At 69.7% G+C, this 19,486-nt stretch carries 23 protein-coding genes; 6 read left to right on the top strand and 17 right to left on the bottom strand.

Features of this window, described 5'->3' with window-relative positions; genetic code table 11:
• The first annotated feature begins 50 nt into the window (after nt 1-50).
• Complete coding sequence (locus tag BJY22_RS14780; protein WP_337758689.1) at nt 51-1,160, top strand: GNAT family N-acetyltransferase; 1,110 nt, start codon at nt 51-53, stop codon at nt 1,158-1,160.
• On the opposite strand, the gene BJY22_RS14775 is transcribed toward BJY22_RS14780, so the two are convergent.
• A complete protein-coding gene (locus tag BJY22_RS14775; protein WP_167207172.1) occupies nt 1,143-1,724 on the bottom strand; it encodes a TetR/AcrR family transcriptional regulator in 582 nt (193 codons plus the stop codon). The genes BJY22_RS14780 and BJY22_RS14775 overlap by 18 nt on opposite strands.
• 91 nt (nt 1,725-1,815) lie before the next feature.
• On the opposite strand from BJY22_RS14775, the gene BJY22_RS14770 reads away from it, so the two are divergent.
• Nucleotides 1,816-2,265: a hypothetical protein gene (locus BJY22_RS14770; RefSeq protein WP_167207170.1), complete on the top strand. Its 450-nt coding sequence runs from the start codon at nt 1,816-1,818 to the stop codon at nt 2,263-2,265.
• On the top strand, nt 2,262-2,618 hold the full coding sequence (locus BJY22_RS14765; RefSeq protein WP_167207168.1) for a nitroreductase family deazaflavin-dependent oxidoreductase: 357 nt from the start codon (nt 2,262-2,264) through the stop codon (nt 2,616-2,618). The genes BJY22_RS14770 and BJY22_RS14765 overlap by 4 nt, the downstream gene beginning before the upstream one ends.
• A gap of 1 nt (nt 2,619) precedes the next feature.
• On the opposite strand, the gene BJY22_RS14760 is transcribed toward BJY22_RS14765, so the two are convergent.
• From BJY22_RS14760 to BJY22_RS14730, 7 genes are all read right to left on the bottom strand, one after another.
• Complete coding sequence (locus tag BJY22_RS14760; protein WP_167207166.1) at nt 2,620-2,955, bottom strand: sec-independent translocase; 336 nt, start codon at nt 2,953-2,955, stop codon at nt 2,620-2,622.
• 59 nt (nt 2,956-3,014) lie between these two features.
• Nucleotides 3,015-4,484 carry a S1C family serine protease gene (locus tag BJY22_RS14755; RefSeq protein ID WP_337758685.1) on the bottom strand — a complete coding sequence of 490 codons (1,470 nt, stop codon included), beginning with the start codon at nt 4,482-4,484 and terminating at the stop codon, nt 3,015-3,017.
• Nucleotides 4,485-4,580: 96 nt separating this feature from the next.
• Nucleotides 4,581-5,633, bottom strand: a complete 1,053-nt coding sequence (locus tag BJY22_RS14750) for a sigma-E factor regulatory protein RseB domain-containing protein (RefSeq protein WP_167207164.1) — start codon at nt 5,631-5,633, stop codon at nt 4,581-4,583.
• Between the two features lie 3 nt (nt 5,634-5,636).
• A complete protein-coding gene (locus tag BJY22_RS14745) occupies nt 5,637-6,260 on the bottom strand; it encodes a zf-HC2 domain-containing protein (protein ID WP_167207162.1) in 624 nt (207 codons plus the stop codon).
• Between the two features lie 115 nt (nt 6,261-6,375).
• Nucleotides 6,376-7,044: an RNA polymerase sigma factor SigE gene (sigE, locus tag BJY22_RS14740; protein WP_167207160.1), complete on the bottom strand. Its 669-nt coding sequence runs from the start codon at nt 7,042-7,044 to the stop codon at nt 6,376-6,378.
• Between the two features lie 171 nt (nt 7,045-7,215).
• Nucleotides 7,216-7,437: a biotin/lipoyl-binding carrier protein gene (locus BJY22_RS14735; RefSeq protein WP_202891115.1), complete on the bottom strand. Its 222-nt coding sequence runs from the start codon at nt 7,435-7,437 to the stop codon at nt 7,216-7,218.
• A gap of 103 nt (nt 7,438-7,540) precedes the next feature.
• Nucleotides 7,541-8,425, bottom strand: a complete 885-nt coding sequence (locus tag BJY22_RS14730) for an SIS domain-containing protein (RefSeq protein ID WP_167207158.1) — start codon at nt 8,423-8,425, stop codon at nt 7,541-7,543.
• Between the two features lie 101 nt (nt 8,426-8,526).
• Between BJY22_RS14730 and BJY22_RS14725 the strand changes: the two genes are divergently transcribed.
• Nucleotides 8,527-9,309: a DeoR/GlpR family DNA-binding transcription regulator gene (locus BJY22_RS14725; protein WP_130384025.1), complete on the top strand. Its 783-nt coding sequence runs from the start codon at nt 8,527-8,529 to the stop codon at nt 9,307-9,309.
• Between the two features lie 148 nt (nt 9,310-9,457).
• Complete coding sequence (locus tag BJY22_RS14720; RefSeq protein WP_167207156.1) at nt 9,458-10,147, top strand: O-methyltransferase; 690 nt, start codon at nt 9,458-9,460, stop codon at nt 10,145-10,147.
• A 30-nt stretch (nt 10,148-10,177) separates the two neighbouring features.
• Here BJY22_RS14720 and BJY22_RS14715 read toward each other — a convergent pair whose 3' ends face one another.
• Nucleotides 10,178-10,516: an ArsR/SmtB family transcription factor gene (locus BJY22_RS14715; RefSeq protein ID WP_238350363.1), complete on the bottom strand. Its 339-nt coding sequence runs from the start codon at nt 10,514-10,516 to the stop codon at nt 10,178-10,180.
• Between the two features lie 53 nt (nt 10,517-10,569).
• Between BJY22_RS14715 and BJY22_RS14710 the strand changes: the two genes are divergently transcribed.
• On the top strand, nt 10,570-11,313 hold the full coding sequence (locus tag BJY22_RS14710) for an SDR family NAD(P)-dependent oxidoreductase (protein ID WP_167207152.1): 744 nt from the start codon (nt 10,570-10,572) through the stop codon (nt 11,311-11,313).
• On the opposite strand, the gene BJY22_RS14705 is transcribed toward BJY22_RS14710, so the two are convergent.
• The 8 genes from BJY22_RS14705 to glgC form a co-directional block, all read right to left on the bottom strand.
• Nucleotides 11,310-12,032, bottom strand: coding sequence for an alpha/beta hydrolase family protein (locus BJY22_RS14705; protein ID WP_167207150.1), 723 nt, complete (start codon nt 12,030-12,032; stop codon nt 11,310-11,312). The genes BJY22_RS14710 and BJY22_RS14705 overlap by 4 nt on opposite strands.
• Nucleotides 12,025-13,023 carry an amidohydrolase family protein gene (locus tag BJY22_RS14700; RefSeq protein ID WP_167207148.1) on the bottom strand — a complete coding sequence of 333 codons (999 nt, stop codon included), beginning with the start codon at nt 13,021-13,023 and terminating at the stop codon, nt 12,025-12,027. The genes BJY22_RS14705 and BJY22_RS14700 overlap by 8 nt, the downstream gene beginning before the upstream one ends.
• 155 nt (nt 13,024-13,178) lie before the next feature.
• Nucleotides 13,179-13,697: a 3-hydroxyanthranilate 3,4-dioxygenase gene (locus BJY22_RS14695; RefSeq protein WP_167207146.1), complete on the bottom strand. Its 519-nt coding sequence runs from the start codon at nt 13,695-13,697 to the stop codon at nt 13,179-13,181.
• Between the two features lie 4 nt (nt 13,698-13,701).
• Nucleotides 13,702-14,130 (bottom strand): RidA family protein, encoded by a 429-nt coding sequence (locus BJY22_RS14690; protein WP_167207144.1) that lies wholly within the window; start codon nt 14,128-14,130, stop codon nt 13,702-13,704.
• Nucleotides 14,127-15,629, bottom strand: a complete 1,503-nt coding sequence (locus BJY22_RS14685) for a 2-hydroxymuconic semialdehyde dehydrogenase (protein WP_167207142.1) — start codon at nt 15,627-15,629, stop codon at nt 14,127-14,129. The genes BJY22_RS14690 and BJY22_RS14685 overlap by 4 nt, the downstream gene beginning before the upstream one ends.
• Nucleotides 15,626-16,924, bottom strand: coding sequence for an FAD-dependent oxidoreductase (locus tag BJY22_RS14680; RefSeq protein ID WP_167207140.1), 1,299 nt, complete (start codon nt 16,922-16,924; stop codon nt 15,626-15,628). Before BJY22_RS14680 ends, BJY22_RS14685 begins: the two co-directional genes overlap by 4 nt.
• Before the next feature lie 4 nt (nt 16,925-16,928).
• On the bottom strand, nt 16,929-18,164 hold the full coding sequence (gene kynU, locus BJY22_RS14675) for a kynureninase (protein WP_167207138.1): 1,236 nt from the start codon (nt 18,162-18,164) through the stop codon (nt 16,929-16,931).
• Entirely contained in the window at nt 18,161-19,423 is a 1,263-nt protein-coding gene (gene glgC, locus BJY22_RS14670; RefSeq protein WP_167207136.1) for a glucose-1-phosphate adenylyltransferase, read from the bottom strand. Before glgC ends, kynU begins: the two co-directional genes overlap by 4 nt.
• Nucleotides 19,424-19,486: the final 63 nt, after the last annotated feature.

Below are 19,486 nucleotides of genomic sequence, written 5' to 3'. Positions count from 1 at the left end.
ATCGCTGAAACCCTTCGGTCGCTGACACTCCGGGCCTGTTGAATGGGCCGGTGCCGATCCCTGCCGAACACCCGGTCCTGACCGACGGGGTGGTGACGCTCCGCGCGCCCCGCCCGGAGGACGTCGACGGGCAAGTCGCACGCCAGCGCGAAGACCCCGGCCGCGGGTTCGACGACGAGGACGCGCGGCGCTGGATCAGCTTCGGCATCACCGACGCTTGGGCGAGACGCGAGCGACTGGTGTTCGTGATCGAGCACGCTGGACGCTACGCAGGAACCGCGTCGCTGCAACCAGATGTCAACAATGGTGCGTGGGTGCACTACGGCTTGTCGGAATGGGCCCGCGGCGCGGGACTGGCGAGCCGGGCCGTGCGACTACTGCTCGAATTCGGCTTCGCAACCTGTGGTTTCCACGTCGTGCACTGGTGGGCCCGCGCCGGGAACTGGCCGTCGCGCCGGGTCGCGTGGGCGACCGGGTTCCGGCTGGGTGGGCTGGGTGGGCTGGGTGAGACGATCCCGCGCATGGCGGAGGAAGGCGGCGAGCGGGTGGACGCGTGGACGGGATGGATCGGTCCGGACGATCCGCGGACGCCGCGGCAGCCGTGGTTCGACCATCCCGTGCTGGAGACGCCGCGGCTACGGTTGCGGACCTGGCGCGAGGACGAGATCCCGCGGATCACCACGGCCCGGACCAATCAGGCGACGGCGCACTTCCTGCCGTTCATCCCGCAGCCGTTCACGGCGGAGGACGCACGGTTCTGGCTGAAGGACATGGCCGAGCAGGCGGCGAGCGGCCGGCGCTTCAACTGGTGCGTGGCGGACGCCGAGACCGATCAGGGGCTGGGCAACCTCACGCTGTTCGGTATCCACAAGGACAAGGTTCGCGACGCCGAGCTCGGCTACTGGATGCACCCCGACGCGCAGGGCCGCGGCGTGATGAGCGAGGCGATCCAGCGGCTCGCCCGGTGGTACTTCGCCCCGGAGGACGCCGACGGCTTCGGCGGCCGCCGCCTGTTCATCCGTACGGCGGCCAGTAACACGTCGGCACGCCGTACCGCGGAGAAGGCAGGCTTCCGCCACGTCGGCACCGAACGCGCCGGCTTCCCGCTCGCGACCCACGTCGACGACAAGGTCATCTACGACCTACTCGTCACCGACTGACCAGATCCCCCGCAGCGGAGCGAGACCTTCCTCGACGTACTCCGCGACGGGGCGCACGCCGCCGTCCAGGTACCACTGCTCGAGCGCCGCGAAGTACCCGAAAACAAGGGCGTTCGCGGCCACCCGGGCCTGTGTCTCGGTGAGACGGCCGTCGGACATCAGCGGGGCGATGCGCTGGCTCGCGCGGTCCAGTGCGGCGCCGAACGCCGTACGGACCGAAGGCTCCTTGAAGAAGTAGCGGATGCGCCGCCACGGGATCGGCTCGCCCTCGGTGGGGGCAGCCTCGTAGTCGCGGACGATCCGGACCATCGTGCCGACCGGGTCGGCGGGGTCGAACAGCTCCTCCAGCGCCTGCTGGCTCATCGTGTCGAACTCGTCGGCGACGATCAGGCCTTCCTTGGTCCCGAAGTACCGGTAGACCGACGACGGCGACACCTCGGCCGCGGCCGCGATCTCCTCGATCGTCACGGCGCCGAACCCGCGCTCGTCGAAGAGGTCGAGCGCGCGCTCCTGGATCGTCCGCCGCGCCTTCACGCGCCAGCGTTCCCGCAGACCGGTAGCCATGGCCCGAACCATACGAGACAGCTACTCGTTTCAGCAAGTCACTGTCTAAAACTCTTGACCGTGCCGGACCCCCATTCGTACAGTCACTTGCATGAGACAGTCACTTTCAGAAACGCAGACTCCGCGGACCGTGGGTGGACGGCGTACGGCGTGGCTCGCGGTCGCGCTCTCGCTGGTGCTCGCCGTCGTCGCGATCGTCGACCAGTCGGGCAGCCGCAGCCTGTTCGACCACACGGCGTCCGTATACGCGCCGTACAGCAAGGACGTGGAGTCGGGCACCGTGTACGGCCTGGTGTACGGCGTCGCGGTCCTCAACGCCCTGCTGTGGCTCCTGGTGGTCGCCCTCGCTCGCACCCCACGGCCCGTCGCGGTCGGTGTCGCAGGCGTGGCGATCCTGCTGACCGTGGCGCTCGCCCTGGTCCTGCTGTTCGTCACGGAGTACGGCGTGCACCCGTTCCCGCCGCTGTGGGGTCTCCTCGCCCTGCTCCCCGCCGTCGCGGGCGCACTCGCCCTCGCCGGTTTCGCCCGTTCGCGGCGATGAATCCGCTCTACGGCATCAAACGCCGGCTCTACCGGGGCGGACGCCCGGGACCGCTGGCGAGGGGGATCAACTGGATCCAGCGCCTGCAGCACTCCAGCGGACTACTGGTACCGCGCTATGCAGTGACGCTAGACGTCCAGGCCGCCCGCGGACAGGCCGTCCTGCATCGGCGCGGCTCCGAGAAAGTCCAGCTCACCGAAGTACCGGTCGCGGATCGGCCACCGATCCTGCGGCACTACTTGGCCGTCGCACCTGGCGCCCGGCCGCACTTCCCCGTTGACCGGGGTGCGTCGGATACCGCCTTCGCGGGCATCGCGGACCGCTACCCGGTCTTCCGCATCGCCGCCCGGTGAATCAGGTCGACTCGGGGTCGTACGGCGGCCTGGCGCCGGCCGGGAGGCGCTGGGGAGTGCTGTCGCTGAACTCGGCGACGGGCTTGTCGTCGTCGTCCCCCGGCTCGAGCAGGTGCTTGCGGACGAAGTTCTTCGGGTTCAGATCCTGGAGCTCGAGGTCCGCGAACTCCGGACCGAGCTCGTTGCGCAGATCGTTCTGCGCGTTGGTCACCATCTGACGGACCTGCCGCAGCAGCCGTCCCGCGGTCCGGGCGAACTCCGGCAACCGGTCCGGTCCGAAAACGAGTACGGCGACGATCGCGATCACGACCAGTTCGAGTGGCCCGATGCCGAACATGTCCCCACCTCTCCGTACGTCGTCGCGGACAAGAGTAACCCCTGCCTGGGCAAGCGTCCTCAGCCGATCTGCTGGGCGAGAGTGAGCGTAACCGTCTGGGACCGGCCACCGCGCTCGAACGCGAGTCGCACGGCCTCGCCCGGCTGGTGCGTGCGGATCGAGACGATCAGCACCTCCGCGCTGTCCACGGGCTCGTTGTTGACCGCGGTGATCACGTCACCGACCCGCAGGCCGGACCGCGCCGCCGGGGAGTTCGGGCTCACCGCGCTGACCCGGGCACCGCCCTCGAACGTCATGTCCACACTCGCCCCGATCACCGGGTACGACGCCCGGCCGGTGGCGATCAGCTGCTGTGCGGTCCGCCGCGCCTGGTCGATCGGGATCGCGAACCCGAGCCCGATGCTGCCGCTCTGCCCTTCGCTGGAGCCGCGAACGCTGGCGATCGCGGAGTTCACCCCGATCACCCGCCCGTTCATGTCCACCAGCGGGCCGCCCGAGTTGCCCGGGTTGATCGCCGCGTCGGTCTGCAAGGCGCTGATGTACGACGATGCCTGCGTGGGGTCGTCGCCGGTCGTCACCGGACGGTTCTTCGCCGAGATGATGCCCGAGGTGACGGTACCGGCCAGCCCGAGCGGCGAGCCGATCGCGACCACGTCCTGCCCGACGATCGCCTGGTCCGACCGGCCGAACTGCACCGACTTCGCATCCAGCCCGGTGACCTGGACGACGGCCAGGTCGTACGCCGGGGAGCGCCCGACCAGCCGCGCGGTCGCGGTCTTGTTGTCGTTGGTGACGACCTGGATCGAACCGCCCTTGGCCGCGGCCGCGACCACGTGGTTGTTGGTCAGGATGTGCCCGACGTCGTCGATCACGAACCCGGAGCCGGTGGCGTCGGAGTTGTCCTCGCCCTCGACCTTCAGCTGGACGACACTCGGCAGCAGGCTCGCGGCGACCGACGACACCGAGCCGGGGCGGATCTTCGGGTCCGCGCCGTTACCGACCGGCGGCTCGGGCTGCTGGGCGATCGGAGCGTCGTCACCGTCGAAGGCGACCACGGCCGTGGCGGCCCCGGCGCCGGCGATGAGCCCGATGACGAGGGCGACCAGAGCCGCGATCGTGACGATCCGGTTGAGCCCTTGAGGCTCCGCGGTGTACGAGCGGGCCTGCTGCTGGTGCCAGTCGGCGGGCGGCGGCGGGAGGTACGCCGGGCGGTACTGCGGCTGCTCGGTCGGCCACGCCTGGCCCGGGTACACCGGGCGGAAGCTCGCCTGCTGCGGCTCGGGACGCCCGAAGCTGCGCTGCGTGGTGGAGCGGCCGCCGTTCGACTGCCGGTACGCCGCGTCGGAGCCGGGCGTCTGCAACGGCGCCGTACCCGCTCCGGGAGGGGGCGGGGTCAGCGCGGTCAGCGGCGGGCCGTCCGGGACCCCGGTGCCGGCCCCCGCGGGGCTCTCCGCCGAAGTGGGCAGGCCCCCGTTCGGGTCCGCGGTCGCGGGATTCGGAACTGTCGGCTCGGCGTCGTCGCTTTTCACGGTCCCCGCCTCACGTCGTCGTGGGTCGTCGTCGGTAGGGAGCCCTTGCCCGGGGGTAACCGGAGGGCCCTACCAAATTGTCTCAGCCACCTTCGATTATCCCAGCTTCGGCGAGAGTGCACCCATCGGAGTGAGCCAGGTCGCGATTTTGGCCAGCCCGGTGCCCAGCCGCTGGATCGCGCTGAGCGTCTCCGGTACGTCGTGCGGGAACGCGCGGACCACCTGCCCGAGCTGGTCCGGCGGCAGGTCCCCGATCAGCGTGTAAACGATCCCGCCGGACGACCAGACGACGTACGACGGCATTCCGTACCGCAGGTACACGCCGGGGCTGTCGGTGCTGCTGAAGCCGGCGACCGCGGCCGGGTCGAGCGTGCCGCGCTGCTCGAACAGGGACACGTTGAACAGGCCGTCGGAGTACGAGAACTGCAGAGACCCGTTCGTGGTGTCCTGGTGGACGTCGTACAGCTTGAGGGACGCGGGCAGCTCCGGTGCGCACACCCAGCCCTCGGAGCGCAGGTTGTCCACCTTCCCCAGACCGACCGCTTCGACGCCACTGGGCAGCATCGGCGGCAGGTGGCCGAGGAACTCGGCGCCGTCGATCTTCAACGCGGTGAAGACTGTGGCCCGCACCATCGTCTTGCCGTCCGCACCGAACAGCTGGCGCTGCAGGAGCAACCCGGTCGTCTTGTCGATCCAGAACCGGGCCGCCAGCGTCTTGTCGTCCCGCAACGCCTCCACGAGCACCGCGGTCCGCCCGATCAGGTCCGTGCAGCACTTGTCGACCAGCTGGTACGTCGCCTGCAGCAACGCCAGCGGTCCGCCGTCGATCGCGGCGTCCGTGGTCGAGGCGCGCTGGACGAACGCCTTCGCACCAGGCGCCGACGAGCCGAGCACACTGATCTCGGAGCCCTGCGACGCCGCGTGCACGATGTCGAGCATCGCCGAACTGGCGCCCTGCGGTCCCCAGGCGGTGATGATCTGGGTGCCGTGGTACGAGACGTGGTTCGGAGCGTCAGCGGCTCGCTGCAGCCAGCTGACCGCGGTGGGTGAGTCGGTCTTGGACCCGGCGGGTACGGCGACCGCGGACGTGGGCAGGCCGAAGCCGATCAGGGCGGTGCTGACCAGGACGGCGAGCCGGGAGAGGCTCACCGGTCAGCGCCCTGTCAGGGCCACCGGGCGCAGCGTGGGGCCCACAGTCGAGCTCGGCCCCGCGTATCCCGCGCCGTTGTAGGTGTTCAGCAGCGCGACCGGGTCGGCGAACGGCGCTCCGTTGCTGGTGTTCGCGTGGTCGGACGAGAAGCTGGCCACGGGCGGCTGCAGTGTCGGCGGCTGCTCCGAGCGGGCCGGGTCGCCGACGACGAACGCCGTACCGAGAAGAGAGGCGACCGCGGCGGCGGAGCCGGCGGCACCCAGCACACCGGTGCGGCGGCGGGAGCGGGTGCCGCGGGCGGCGCCCGGGCGGGTCCCACCGGTCCGTCCGGCGGGGAACGCGGACCGCTGCGGGAACAGGCTGACCGCCGGCGTGAGCACCGGGCGGACCTCCTCGCGCGGCTCGGTCGAGAACGAGGAGACGCCCATCAGGCGCTGCATCAGGTCGGTGGAGGGCTCCGGCGCCTCCAGCGCGGCCATCCGCGCCTTCAGCCGGCGCTGCGCGTCCACCTCGGCGCGGCAGGTGTCGCAGCCGACCAGGTGACTCAGCACCTTGTCCCGCGAGTCGTGGTCGAGCTCACCGTCGACAACCGCACTCAGCTTGTCGAGCGGGTGCTGGCTGGTCACGGGGCCTCCCGGTCTGGACTGAGGAGCGCAGGGAGCGAAGCGACCGGAGCGACGAGGGAAGACCGGGAGTCACAGCCCCGGGACCCGCCGCGCCGGAGGCGTGGCATGTGTACCGTCATGCGAGGTCACCACCCTCGGTGAACAGGCCGTCGGTCGGCGGGCCGCCGACGCGGGTCTGGCCGGAGCGCGGGGCCCGGTGCTCGAGGTGCTTGCGCAGCATCGACCGGCCGCGGTGGATCCGGCTGCGGACGGTGCCGAGCTTCACGTCCAGGACGTCCGCGATCTCGTCGTACGTCATGCCCTCGATGTCGCACAGCACGACGGCGGCGCGGAAGTCCTCGGGCAGCGCGTCGAGCGCGTCCTGCACGTCGTGGTCGAACAGGTCGGAGTCCAGCTTCTCGGCCGGGCCCTCACCCTTGGCCGGCAGCCGGTCGTGCGCGTCCTCGGGCAGGCCGTCGAAGCGGATCCGCTGCTTGCGGCGGGCGCCGTCGAGGAACAGGTTCGTGGTGATCCGGTAGAGCCAGCCCTCGAAGGTCCCCGGCGTGTACGACGACAGCGAGCGGAAGACCCGGACGAAGACCTCCTGGGTGAGGTCCTCGGCGTCGTGCTTGTTGCCGGTCAGGCGGTACGCCAGCCGGTAGACGCGGGCGGAGTGGGTGCGGACGATCTCGTCCCAGGACGGCAGCGCGTCCGGCACCTGCTGGGGTGCGGGGACCGTCGACGTGTCGAACGGCTTCACCGCAACGCCTCCCTGGGTCCTCTCGGCAATAAGCGTGAAGGCCATGGTGCCGCGGTCACCGTCCTCTGCGCACGTCGGGAGAACCCGGGTCTGACCCTGAGTTCCGTGTGTTCGCTGTACGACCGCTCAACGGCGCGCCCCGGCCGGAAGTTCCCGGCGGCGTGACGAGCCACAGCCTTCAGAGGTAAAGACGCGCTGGAAGGCATTTCGGTTGAATCACCTCTCGTCGATCACGGCGATGGGGTCACCGTCCCGGACCACTTCGCCCTCGACGACCTTCAGTTCGGTAATGGTGCCGGCCACCTCGGCCAGCACCGGGATCTCCATCTTCATCGACTCCAGGATGACCAGTGTGTCCTCCGGCCCGACCGTGTCCCCGGCCTTTGCGGTGACCTTCAGCACGTTGGCCACCAGCTCGGCCAGCACGGTGTGACTCAACTCGCACTCCTCCCCTGGACTCCTGCCCTCGATCCTAGGGTGTGCCGCCCGAGGCACGGCGGGCGCGGTAGGAGGCCGCCGACCACCGCCTGACGAGCCGGCCTCAGGCGTCGAGGATGACGGAGCGGGAGAGGCTGCGGGGCTGGTCGGGGTTGAGGCCCAGGGCGAGGGACTTGGCGACGGCGACGCGCTGGGCGACGATCAGCGACGCCATCGGGTCGAGGTCGGCGTGGTGGACGAGCGTCGCGCCGGTGGCGGTCACGTCGTCGACGAGGCCGGCCGGCGCCTCGCCGAAGATCCAGACGCCGCGGCCGGGCTGGGCGATCGCGATCGGACCGTGCCGGTAGTCCATCGCCGGGTACGCCTCGGTCCACGCCGAGGCGGCCTCGCGCTGCTTGAGCGCGGCCTCGTGCGCGAGTCCGACGGTCCAGCGCGTGCCGACGTACGTGACCTGCTCGAGCTTGGCGATGTCGTCGACGTCGAGGGTCAGTGCGGTCCGAGCGTCCGCAGCGGCCTTCACCAGGTCCTCACCGAGCGACGCGCGCAGCAGCGCGAGCGTCGTGGTCGCGAAGCGGGTCTGCACCACGGACTGCTCGTCGGCGAAGTCGAGCAGGATCGTGTGGTCGGCCAGCTCGACGATCGGCGAGTCCGCGGTCGCGGTGATCGCCACGGTCGGCAGGTCGGTGGCGCGGATCAGGTCGAGGACTTCGGTCGTCGTACCGGAGCGGCTGATCACGACCACCGCGTCGTACGAACGCCCCGCCGGGAACTCCGAGCCGGCGAACGCGTCGGTCTCGCCCTGACCGAGGTCCTCGCGGAGCGCGGCGTACGCCATCGCCATGAACCAGGACGTGCCGCAGCCGACCGCCGCGACCCGTTGACCGGCCTTCGGAAGTGCACCACCGTACTGCGCGAAACCATCCGCGACCTGTCGCCAGAGGTCCGGCTGAGTGGCGATCTCCGTGCTCACAAAAGGCATCTGGGTCATGTCGTCTCCGCACTTGTCATGGTCGAAACTGCTCGAACGTGATCGAATGGTGCCAACCAGCCGCCACCGGGCTGACCGATTGTGTGAAGGAGGAGCCCCGGGTGAAGCGTTATGAACGCCTCAACACCTTGCTCGAGTCGCTCGCCGAAAAGGGCGCCATCGACGTCGACGAGCTCGCCGAGCAGTTGCACGTGTCCGCGGCCACGATCAGGCGTGACCTGGACCATCTCGGCAAGCAGCAGCTCCTCACCCGGACCCGCGGCGGCGCGGTGGCCAACGCGGTGTCGTACGACCTGCCGCTGCGCTACAAGACTGCGCGTTTCGCGTCCGAGAAGCAGCGGATCGCGCAGGCGGCGGCCACGCTGGTCCGGCGCGGCATGGTGATCGGCATGAACGGCGGGACCACGATCTCCGAGGTGGCGCGGACGCTGGCCACCCGGCCGGAGCTGTCCGCGGAGCACGGGGAACCGGCCTTCACGCTCGTCACCAACGCCCTGAACATCGCCAACGAGCTGATCGTGCGCCCGCACGTGAAGATGGTGCTCACCGGTGGCGTAGCGCGGCCGCAGTCCTACGAGATGATCGGCCCGCTGTCGCACCGGATCCTGTCCGACCTGTCGCTGGACATCGCCTTCATCGGCGTCGACGGGATCGACGAGACCGGCGCCACCGCTCATCACGAGGGCGAGGCGAACATCAACCAACTGATCGTCAGCCGGGCCGCGAAGGTGGTCGTGGTGGCCGACTCGTCCAAGCTCGGGCAGCGCGCGTTCGCCCGGATCTGCGAGCTGAGCGAGATCGACACGCTCGTCACCGACGCCCAGGCCGACGAGAGCCAGCTCGCCGTCTTCAAGGAAGCCGGCATCGACGTCATCCGCGCCTGACCGCACCGCACACCTCCCTCACCAGGTGAGTCACGTCCACTGAGGACGATCATATCTGATCAGGGCAAGGTTGTTATGAGCAAGAGTGCGCAACCTCCGCGCGTGCAGCACGGAAAGCGGTCCGCCAACCGCTAGGCTCTGACTCAGCATGGGTACCGCAGCCGCACATCACTCAGCCGACCACTGGGAGGACGCCATCGCCACCGGCATCGACCCGACGTCCTGGGCGTACGCCGAGGACTACACCGGTGAGGACGAGGTCGTCACCGGTGCGCGGGCGAGCGCCGCGGACAGCGGTGTCGTCCCGATCGGCCCGGGCGCGGCCGCCGCGCTGAGCCTGCTCGCCGCGGGTGCCGGCGCCAAGGCGGTCGTCGAGATCGGCACCGGGACCGGCGTCTCCGGCCTCGCGCTGCTGCGCGGGATGCGCGCGGACGGCACGCTCACCACGGTCGACATCGACGCGGAGAACCAGCGCCTGGCCCGCAAGACCTTCCTCGACGCCGGCGTCGCGTCGAACCGGTTCCGCCTGATCGCGGGCGCCGGGCTGGACGTGGTCACCCGGCTCACCGACGGTCACTACGACCTCGTCTTCTGCGACGCGGACCGCCGCGAGAACACGGCGTACCTGCACGAGGCGCTCCGCCTGCTCCGCCCCGGCGGCGTGGTCGCGTTCGCCGGCATCCTCACCGCCGGCAAGGTCGCCGATCCCGCCCACCGCGACCCCGACACCATGGCGCTGCGCGACCTCATCCGCGCCGTGCGGGACGACGACGACCTGGTCTCGGCCCTCCTTCCGACCTCCGACGGCCTCCTCACCGCCGCCAAACGCCTCAGCTGACGCAGAAGCCGCCGACAACCGCACGCAGTGCTAGTCGGCCAGGGTGACGCGGTTGCCGATGTTGTCGGCGTGAGCGGCGGTCAGTACGACATCCAGTAGGCCGGGGAAGCGTTCGTCCAGGTCCTCGCGGCGCAACGTCACGTAGCAGCGCGTGCCCTCCTGGCGGGTGCGGGTGATGCCGGCGTCCCGAAGTACCCGCAGGTGGTGGCTGAGGGTGGACTTCGCGACCGGGGCTCGCAGTTGGCCCCAGCCCCGCTCCTCACCGTCGGCCAGGACGCGGACCAGCCCGACCCGGATCGGGTCGCTCAGCGCTGCCATCACCAGGACGAGCGTCATCTCGTCGAGTTCGGGGTGCCGCGCGGTCCGCATACCGCCCATGCTAGCTTGTTCGATGTTCGACTAACATCGAATGTTGGAGGAAGATGTTCACCGGCAAGGTCGTGATCGTCACCGGCGCGGGTTCCGGGATCGGGCGCGCTGCCGCGGTCGCGTTCGCGCGGGCCGGGGCACGGGTGCTCGGCGTCGGGCGCCGGCAGGACGCCCTCGAGGGGACCGCTGAGCAGTGCCCGGACATGGCCGTGCTCGCCACCGACATCTGTGCTCCCGGTGCGCCGGACGGCGTCGTACAAGCCGCTGTCGATCGCTGGGGCACGGTGGACGTGCTGGTGAACAACGCCGGCGCCACCGCGATGATGCCGCTGGCCGAAGCGACCGCCGATCGCATCGACGACCTGTTCCGCGTGAACGTCACCGCGCCGAGCCTCCTCGCCCGCGCCGCGCTCCCCCACCTGCGGACAGCGCAGGGCGCAATCGTGAACGTGTCCAGCACGTACGGCCACCGCCCGCTGCCGAATGCGGCCCACTACGCCGCCACCAAGAGCGCCCTGGAGCAGCTCACCCGGAGCTGGGCGCTGGAGCTGGCTCCCTACCGGATCCGCGTGAACGCCGTGGCGCCCGGGCCGACCGAGAGCGAGGCGCTCACCGCCTCCGGCCTGCCCAGCGCCGTGGTCGACGAGATCAAGCAGGACGAAGCCAGCCGCATCCCGCTCGGGCGACGCGGCGAACCGGACGAGGTCGCCACCTGGCTCCTGCGCCTCGCCGACCCGGGATCCCCGTGGTTGACCGGACAGGTCCTCACCGTCGACGGCGGGCTCGAACTCCTCTAGCTCGTCAGGCGGGTCAGCTCGGCCGTTACTTCGTGCCAGGGATCGGAGAGCGGGTCGATCAGCTCGTAGTGGCCGCAGTGGTCGATGCGGTGGAAGTGGGCTGTGGGGTGGGCGTTGAAGTAGGACTCGGTCAGTCTGATCGGGACCACGGTGTCGTTGACGCCGTGGATGAGCGTGACCGGGGCGATGGAGGCCGGGAGGTGGACCGGGTCCAGATCGTTGCGGACGCCGCCGCCGATGAAGGCTTGTACGGCGTCGCCGTCCAGGTGCTCGCGGTCGGCCATCAAGAGGTCGGCCACGGGAGCCAACGCCACCACGGCGCGCAGCCGGACCGGGTTGAGGGTGGCAGCCGCCCAGAGCGCGAGCTGACCGCCGGCCGAGTGGCCCATCAGGACGTAGCCAGCGTGGACGTCGACCAGGTCCGGCAGCGCGTCGAGCGCCGTACGGATGTCCGTGGTCGTGGTGTCCGGGTTGCCGGGCTCGCGGCGGTAGTCCAGGGACAGGACGGGCCAGCCGAGGTCGGACAGGGCCGCACCAAGTGAGCGGGCGTGCGCCCGGTCGTACTCCGGACGCCAGAACCCGCCGTGCACGAACACGATCAGCGGGCGGTACTCCTTCGCGTGCCAGTAGTCGATCACCTGATCCGCGTGGTCGCCGTACCGCAGCTCCTCGTCCGGGTCAGGGGCTTTGCGTGACAGTACTGACCGGTCCTCACTCATCAGACCTCCCGAGATAGCGCAGGGCGTTCACGGTCAGCAACTTGCGCTGCTGCTCCGCGGTCAGGAAGCCGGCCTTCCGTACCACCTCCCCGACCGGCCGCTCACCCAGTGGATAGGGATAGTCACTGCCGACCAGAACGCGGTCTTCCCCCAAGGTATCGACAAGTAGCCGCAAAGGCGCTGATTCGAACACCACCGTGTCGACGAGGATCCGGTCCAGGTACGCCGACGGTGGATGCTGTGAGCAACCACGGACGACGTCGCCGCGCCGGTGCCAGGCGTTCTCCAGCCGGCCCAGCCAGAACGCGAAACTCCCGCCCCCGTGCGCGAAACAGATCCGCAGGGACGGCGGCAACCGGTCGAACGCCCCGCCCAGGATCATCGCCAGCAACGACAGATGCGTCTCGGCCGGCATCCCGGTCAGCCAGCGGGCCATCCACCGGTCCAGCCGCGGGCCGCCCGGCATGTCCCACGGATGCACCAGGACCGGCGTCCCGGTCTCCGCGCAATGGTTGAGGAAGGCAACGATGCCGGCGTCGTCGAGATCCTTGTCGCCGACATGGTTCCCGATCTCCACGCCGGCGTGCCCCGCCGCGCGGCAGCGGTCCAGCTCGGCGCAGGCCAGGTCCGGATCCTGCAACGGGACCTGGCAGAACGGCACGAACCGCGCGTCCCCGGCGAGCGTCTCCAGGGTGAGATCGTTGAAGATCCGCGCCAGCTTCACCGCCTGCGCCGCGGGCCGCTCGTACCCGAAGAACACCGGGGTCGGCGACACCACCTGCAGCTCGATGCCGTCGGCATCCATATCGGCCCGGCGTACGGCGGGATCCCAGGCCTGCGGGCCGATCGGGCGGAACTCCGACGAGCCGATCATGATCATCGCCGCCCGTTCGGAGTCGATCCGCAGCCACGGCCACCCGTCGCCACCACACGCCGCCGACAGATCCGGCCACCCGTGCGGGACCAGGTGGGTGTGCACATCAACCGCCATCCCACTCCTTCCCTCCACCCAGCCCCCGGCATCTCGGACGTCGACCCACCAGATGCTGGGTTCACGACCCAGATACCGGCCGCAAACCCAGCATCTCGGACGCCCACCCACCAGATTCGGGGCGGGTCCCGGCGTCTTCGGCGCGGCGGGAGGCTCTAGGCCTTACCGGGATGCAGCGTGCCGCAGTTCGGGCAGGTGCGCGCTTCCTCGCTCTCGTAGAACGCCTTGAACACCGGCGGCAGGTCCGCGACGATGTCGGTCACCTGGAGCTCGACCTCGTGGACGATCCCGTTGCAGTTGGCGCAGTACCAGCGGAACTTCTCCAGCACGCCGGGCTCCCGGACCCGCTCGATCACCAGGCCGATCGAGTCCGCGTCCCGCTGCGGCGAATGCGGCATGCTGCGCGGCAGCACCCACATCTCGCCCTCGTTGATGTCCACCCGGGCGGGGCCGTCGTCGGTCATCACGTCGACGTGCATCGTGCCCTTGATCTGGTAGAAGAACTCCTCGTACGGGTCGACGTGGAAGTCGGTGCGCTGGTTCGGGCCGCCGACCACCATCGTGATGAAGTCGTCCCCGGTCGGGAACATCTGCTTGTTGCCGACCGGCGGCTTCAGCAGGTGCTTGTTCTCCTCGATCCACTGCGGAAAGTTCGTCGACTCCAGATTGACCATCGTCCTACTCCTCCTCGAGCGGGCTGTGTCCTTGTGGGACGGCCGCGACAGCAGATATTTCGATCAGCAGCTGGGGATGCGGCAGCTGATGTACTGCGACAGTCGTGCGCGAGGGCCCCGATTCGTCGAAGAACTCGCCGTACACCTCGTTATAGCCCCCGAAATCGTTCATCGACACCAGGTACGTCGTGACGCTGACGAGATCCTCCAACCCGGCACCGACCGCGCCGAGGATGTCCCGGATGTTCTCCAGCACCGCCCGCGTCTGCACCCGGATGTCCAGGTCGACCGTCCCCATCGCGTCCACCGAGGCCCCGGTGATCGAGTTGTCCGGCCGCCGGCTCGACGTCCCCGACACGAACGCGAACCCGTTGGCAACCCGCACATGCGGGAACCGGCCCCTCGGCGTAGCCTTCCCGGGCACAACGGTCATGACAGCTCCACGCAGACGTTCGTGGTTTCGGTGTAGAAGTCCAGCGAGTGGCGCCCGCCCTCGCGGCCGATGCCTGACAGCTTCACGCCGCCGAAGGGTGTGCGGAGGTCGCGGAGGAACCAGGTGTTGATCCAGCAGAGGCCGACGTCGAGCGCGGCGCCGGCGCGGTGGGCGCGGCCGACGTCGCGCGTCCAGACCGCCGCGGCCAGGCCGTAGTCGCTGTCATTGGCGAGGGCGAATGCTTCCTCTTCGGTGTCGAACGGTGCGACATGACAGATCGGCCCGAACACTTCTTCACGATTCGTACGAGCGTGTGCCGGCAGACCGGTGACCACAGTGGGTTGTACGTACCAGCCGCCGTCGCGCGCGTCGTTGAAGGTGGGTACGCCGCCACCGGTCAGGACCTCGGCGCCTTCGCTCCGGGCGAGGTCGTAGTACGAGAGGACCTTGTCGCGGTGTTGTTTGGAGATGAGCGGCATGTTCATGGTGGTCTCGTCGGCGGGCCACCCGTACGTGAGTTCGGAGGCGCGTTGGGCGAGCCGTGTGGTGAACTCGTCGTACACAGACCGCTCGACGTACAGGCGCTCGGTGCACAGGCAGACCTGGCCGCCGTTGGTGAACACGGACCGGACCGATCCCTCGACCGCCGCGTCCAGGTCGGAGTCCGCGAAGACCAGGCCCGCGTTCTTCCCGCCCAGCTCGAAGGACACCGCCTTCACGCGATCCGCAGCGACCTTGGCGATCGCCGTACCGGTCGCGGACTCGCCGGTGAAGGTGATCGCGTCCACGCCGGGATGCCGCGTCAGGTACTCCCCCGCCGACGACGGCCCGAACCCGTGTACCAGGTTGAAAACACCCGCAGGTACACCGGCCTCTGCCATCACCTCGGCGAGGACGGTCGCCGACGACGGCGTCTCCTCGGACGGCTTCACGACGACCGCGTTGCCGCAGGCGAGCGCCGGCGCGACCTTCCACGTGAGCAACAGCAAGGGGAGATTCCACGGTACGACGATCGCGACGACACCGACCGGTTTGCGGACGGCGTAGTTCAGCGCCCGTCGTCCGTCCGGCAGCACGGTCGTGTACGACTCGGTCGGGAGCGTGGTCGCGAAGTCCGCGAAGGCGCGGAAGTTGGCCGCACCGCGAGGGATGTCCAGCGCCCGCGCCTGGCTGATCGACTTGCCGGTGTCGCCGACCTCGGCCGCCACCAGGTCCTCGAACCGCCGCTCGAGCCCGTCCGCGACCCGGCGCAGTACGGCGGCCCGCTCCTGCTCACTCATCCGGCCCCACGGCCCCTTCAGCGCCGCGCGAGCCGCGTCCACCGCAGCGTCCACGGTCGACGCGTCGGCCTCACACACGTCGAAGATCTGCCGCCCCGTCACCGGCGAGACCTTCGCGAACCGCGACGCGCTCTCCACGAACGACCCGTCGACGAAGTGCCGCAACAGCCCGACGGACGAGGGCTGTCCCGTCAGCAGCTCGGCCGACCACAAGCTCACCGCAGTCGCCTCCGCACCAATCCGAGCAGTACGCCGCCCAGCGCGACCACCCCGGCGCCCAGGAGCTGCTGCTGACGGCGGACCCGGCGTTGGACTTCGGCGTACGGCGTGGTGGAGAACGACACGAGCTCGTACCGGGACACGTAGCGGCCCGGCAGTGCCCGCTCGAGTGCGTGCTCGACCTGTTTCTGGAGGCGGAAGACCGGTGAGGCGACCTTGTCGCGCATCTCGACGAAGTTGGCCAGCGCCATCTCCGCGATCGCCTCGGTGTTCTCGCGGCGCCGCGTCTCGAACAGCGGCAGCGCCCGCGCCCACGAGCCACCGGTGTCGTCCAGGCAGCGGTCCAGCTCGACCACGTCCTCGAACGCGCAGTTCGCGCCCTGCCCGTAGAACGGCACGATCGCGTGCGCCGCGTCGCCGAGCAACGCCGTACGCCCGTGTGCCTGCCACGGCAGCGTGTGGACGGTCCCGAGGACGCCGACCGGGTTGTTCAGGTAGTCGTCCACCAGATCCGGTGCCAGCGGCAACAGATCGGGATAGTTCACCCGGAAGTGCTCCTCGATGGCAGCCGTCGACGTCAGCGCGTCGAAGGACCCCGCCGGCCAGAACAGCGTGCAGGTGAACGACCGGTCCGGGTTGGGCAGCGCGATCATCATCGACGTACCGCGCGGCCAGATGTGCAACGCGCCGGGATCCAGCGCGAACTCACCGTCCGCGGCCGGGATCGACAGCTCCTTGTACCCGTAGTCCAGGAAGTCGACGTCCTCCGCCACGATGCCCTCGGCAAGCAACTGCTCACGGACCGCGGACCCGGCGCCGTCGGCCCCGAGCACCACGTCCGCCGAGACCGACACCTTCCCGGCCGGCGTCGCGAACACCAGCTGCCCGGCGGCCGAGTCCAGCTCCACCAACCGGTGCTCGAACTCCACCGTCACACCGTCGGCGGCCGCTGCCGCGGACAGCAACGCGTTGTTCAGCACACCCCGGCTGATCGAGTTGATCGCCCGGTCCCCGGACGCCGAGTACGCCTGGAAGTCCAGCGGCCCGGACACCGGATGGATCATCCGGCCCTTCATCGGCAGCGCGTCCGCCATCACCTGGTCGACCAGGCCGATCCGTCGCAGCGCGTCCAGCCCGCGTTCGGAGATCGCCAGGTTGATCGACCGGCCCCGCTCCACCTCGGCCACCCGCGGATCCGGCCGCCGCTCGTACAGCGTCACGGACAGCCCGCGCCGCGCGAGGAAGCAGGCGAGCAGCGAACCGGTCAGTCCGGCACCGACGATCGCGACCTTCATGCCATCACCTCGCCAACACCTCGGACAACGCCGACGCCGCGCGCCAGCAGTCGTGGTACGTCGAGTAGAGCGGCACCGGCGCGAGCCGCAGTACGTCGGGCTCCCGCGCGTCCGCGATCACGCCGTACTCGAACCGCAGCCGCCGTGAAACCTCGCCGGCGCCCTGGACCCGCAACGACAACTGCGCACCGCGGCGCGCGGGATCGGCCGGCGTCAGCACGTCACGGCCGGCCAGCAGCTTCTCCAGGTACGCCGTCAATCGCACACTCCGCTCCCGCAGGACGTCCATGCCGATCTTGTCGAAGATCTCCAGCGACGTGCGGACCGGGCTCATCGAGAAGATCGGTGGGTTCGACACCTGCCAGGCGTCCGCGGTCGTGGGCGGTCGCGACTCGGGCGTCATCTCGAACCGGGTCGCCGCCTCGGTGCTCCACCAGCCCTCGAACCGCGGCAGGTCGCCGCCGAGATGCCGCTCGTGCACGAACGCCCCGGCCAGCGCGCCCGGTCCCGAATTCAGGTACTTGTACGAGCACCAGGCCGCGAAGTCCACGCCCCAGTCGTGCAACGCCAGCGGAACGTTCCCGGCCGCGTGCGCGAGGTCCCAGCCGACGACCGCACCGGCCAGATGCCCGGCCTTGGTGATCGTGGGGATGTCCATCAGTTCACCGGTCAGGTAGTTCACCCCGCCGAGCAGGACGAGCGCCACGTCGCCGCCGAGCTGCTCGACGACGTCCGCCGTCCGCAGACTGTCCTCGCCCGGCCGCGGGCGCAGCCGGATCACCGCGTCCTCGGCGTCGTACCCGTGGAAACGAACCTGCGACCGTACGGCGTAACTGTCCGAGGGGAACGCGGTGTCCTCGATCACGATCCGGTGCCGCGAGCGCGTCGGACGGTAGAACGACACCATCAACAGGTGCAGGTTGACGGTGAGCGAGTTCATCACGACGGTCTCACTCGGCAACGCCCCGACGAGCCGCGCCGCGGGAGCGGTCAGCAGCTCGTGGTACGGCAACCAGGGCCTCGTGGCGTCCAGGTGCCCTTCCACGCCGAGCGCTGCCCACGCGTCGAGGTCCTCGAGCAGCTCGTCCCGGGTGGCCTTCGGGCGCAGGCCGAGCGAGTTGCCGGCGAAGTACGCGACCTCCGGACAGTCACCACCCTGCGCCGGCGGTACGTCGAACAGGTCCCGGTGCCCTGGGTCCGCGGCATCGAGTCGGAGTGCCTCCTGCTCGGACGTGCTCACGCCTCGGCGACCTCGTCGGCGGTGACAGCTGCGGGAGCTTCGATCACCTGACCCTTGCCGAGCACCGTCACGCCGCCCTTGGACACCGTGAACCCGCGCTGCCGGTCGTAGTCCTGGTCGACGCCGATCTCGGTGCCGTCCGGGACGACGATGTTCTTGTCCAGGATGACGTTCTTCAGCACGACGTCCTTGCCGATCTTGCAGTTGTCCATGATCACCGAGTGCTGGATGTCGGCGCCGGCGCTGACGATCACGTTCGCCCCGATCACCGAGTGGTCCACGTGCGCGCCGGACACGATCGAGCCCTGGCAGACGATCGACTCGCCGACAGTCGCGTCGTCGGTGAACTTCGCGCCGGGCAGCTGCGGGTGCGAGGTGAAGATCGGCCAGTCGTGGTTGTACAGGTTGAACACCGGCTGGATCGACACCAGGTCCATGTGCGCCTCGTGGTACGAGTCCAGCGACCCGACGTCCCGCCAGTACGAGCGGTCCCGGTCGAGCGCGCCCGGTACGTCGTTCTCCTTGAAGTCGTAGACGCCCGCCTTGCCCTCGGCAACGAGCATCGGGACGATGTCGCCGCCCATGTCGTGCCGCGACGCCGGGTCGGCGGCGTCCTTGCGCAGCGCCTCGACCAGCACGTCCCGGGTGAACACGTAGTTGCCCATCGACGCGAACGTCTCGTCCGGCGAGTCCGGCAGCCCCGGCGGGTCGGCCGGCTTCTCCAGGAACTCCTCGATCGCGTGCCCGTCCGGTCCGGTCTTGATCACGCCGAACTCGGTCGCCTCGACCCGCGGCACCCGGATACCGGCCACGGTCACGCCGTTCCCGCGCTCGATGTGCGCGGCGACCATCTGCGAGGCGTCCATCCGGTACACGTGGTCGGCGCCGAAGACCACGATGTACTCCGGGTCGGCGTCGTTGATCAGGTTCATCGACTGGTAGATCGCGTCCGCGCTGCCCTGGTACCACTGCGGGCCGAGCCGCTGCTGCGCCGGTACACACGTCACGTAGTTGCCGAGGAACGTCGACATCCGCCAGGTCAGCGTCACGTGCCGGTCCAGCGAATGCGACTTGTACTGCGTCAGCACACAGAGATTTCGATAGCCCGCGTTGACCAAATTCGACAGCACGAAGTCGATGAGGCGATAACTCCCGCCGAACGGCACGGCCGGTTTGGCCCGGTCCGCCGTCAGCGGCATCAACCGCTTTCCCTCACCACCGGCCAGCACGATTCCGAGAACTCTGGGCGCCTTTGCCATGTCCGCACCTTAGCTCTCGAGGCCTCGGTGCATAAGCGTTTGCGCGCGTCGCAACACTGGGAG

It is taken from the genome of Kribbella shirazensis, assembly GCF_011761605.1.
GTDB classification, from domain to species: domain Bacteria; phylum Actinomycetota; class Actinomycetes; order Propionibacteriales; family Kribbellaceae; genus Kribbella; species Kribbella shirazensis.
This window is presented reverse-complemented; position numbering and strand designations above follow the sequence as displayed.

Excerpts from the sequence above, each read along its gene's own strand:
- BJY22_RS14760 (WP_167207166.1), bottom strand. The coding sequence starts at position 2,955 with ATGTTCGGCATCGGGCCACTCGAACTGGTCGTGATCGCGATCGTCGCC.
- BJY22_RS14730 (WP_167207158.1), bottom strand. The coding sequence starts at position 8,425 with ATGACCCAGATGCCTTTTGTGAGCACGGAGATCGCCACTCAGCCGGAC.
- BJY22_RS14770 (WP_167207170.1), top strand. The coding sequence starts at position 1,816 with ATGAGACAGTCACTTTCAGAAACGCAGACTCCGCGGACCGTGGGTGGA.
- BJY22_RS14705 (WP_167207150.1), bottom strand. The coding sequence starts at position 12,032 with ATGAGTGAGGACCGGTCAGTACTGTCACGCAAAGCCCCTGACCCGGAC.
- BJY22_RS14775 (WP_167207172.1), bottom strand. The coding sequence starts at position 1,724 with ATGGCTACCGGTCTGCGGGAACGCTGGCGCGTGAAGGCGCGGCGGACG.
- BJY22_RS14695 (WP_167207146.1), bottom strand. The coding sequence starts at position 13,697 with ATGGTCAATCTGGAGTCGACGAACTTTCCGCAGTGGATCGAGGAGAAC.
- BJY22_RS14720 (WP_167207156.1), top strand. The coding sequence starts at position 9,458 with ATGGGTACCGCAGCCGCACATCACTCAGCCGACCACTGGGAGGACGCC.
- BJY22_RS14690 (WP_167207144.1), bottom strand. The coding sequence starts at position 14,130 with ATGACCGTTGTGCCCGGGAAGGCTACGCCGAGGGGCCGGTTCCCGCAT.
- sigE (WP_167207160.1), bottom strand. The coding sequence starts at position 7,044 with ATGGCCTTCACGCTTATTGCCGAGAGGACCCAGGGAGGCGTTGCGGTG.
- BJY22_RS14700 (WP_167207148.1), bottom strand. The coding sequence starts at position 13,023 with ATGGCGGTTGATGTGCACACCCACCTGGTCCCGCACGGGTGGCCGGAT.
- glgC (WP_167207136.1), bottom strand. The coding sequence starts at position 19,423 with ATGGCAAAGGCGCCCAGAGTTCTCGGAATCGTGCTGGCCGGTGGTGAG.
- BJY22_RS14680 (WP_167207140.1), bottom strand. The coding sequence starts at position 16,924 with ATGAAGGTCGCGATCGTCGGTGCCGGACTGACCGGTTCGCTGCTCGCC.
- BJY22_RS14715 (WP_238350363.1), bottom strand. The coding sequence starts at position 10,516 with ATGCGGACCGCGCGGCACCCCGAACTCGACGAGATGACGCTCGTCCTG.
- BJY22_RS14765 (WP_167207168.1), top strand. The coding sequence starts at position 2,262 with ATGAATCCGCTCTACGGCATCAAACGCCGGCTCTACCGGGGCGGACGC.
- BJY22_RS14710 (WP_167207152.1), top strand. The coding sequence starts at position 10,570 with ATGTTCACCGGCAAGGTCGTGATCGTCACCGGCGCGGGTTCCGGGATC.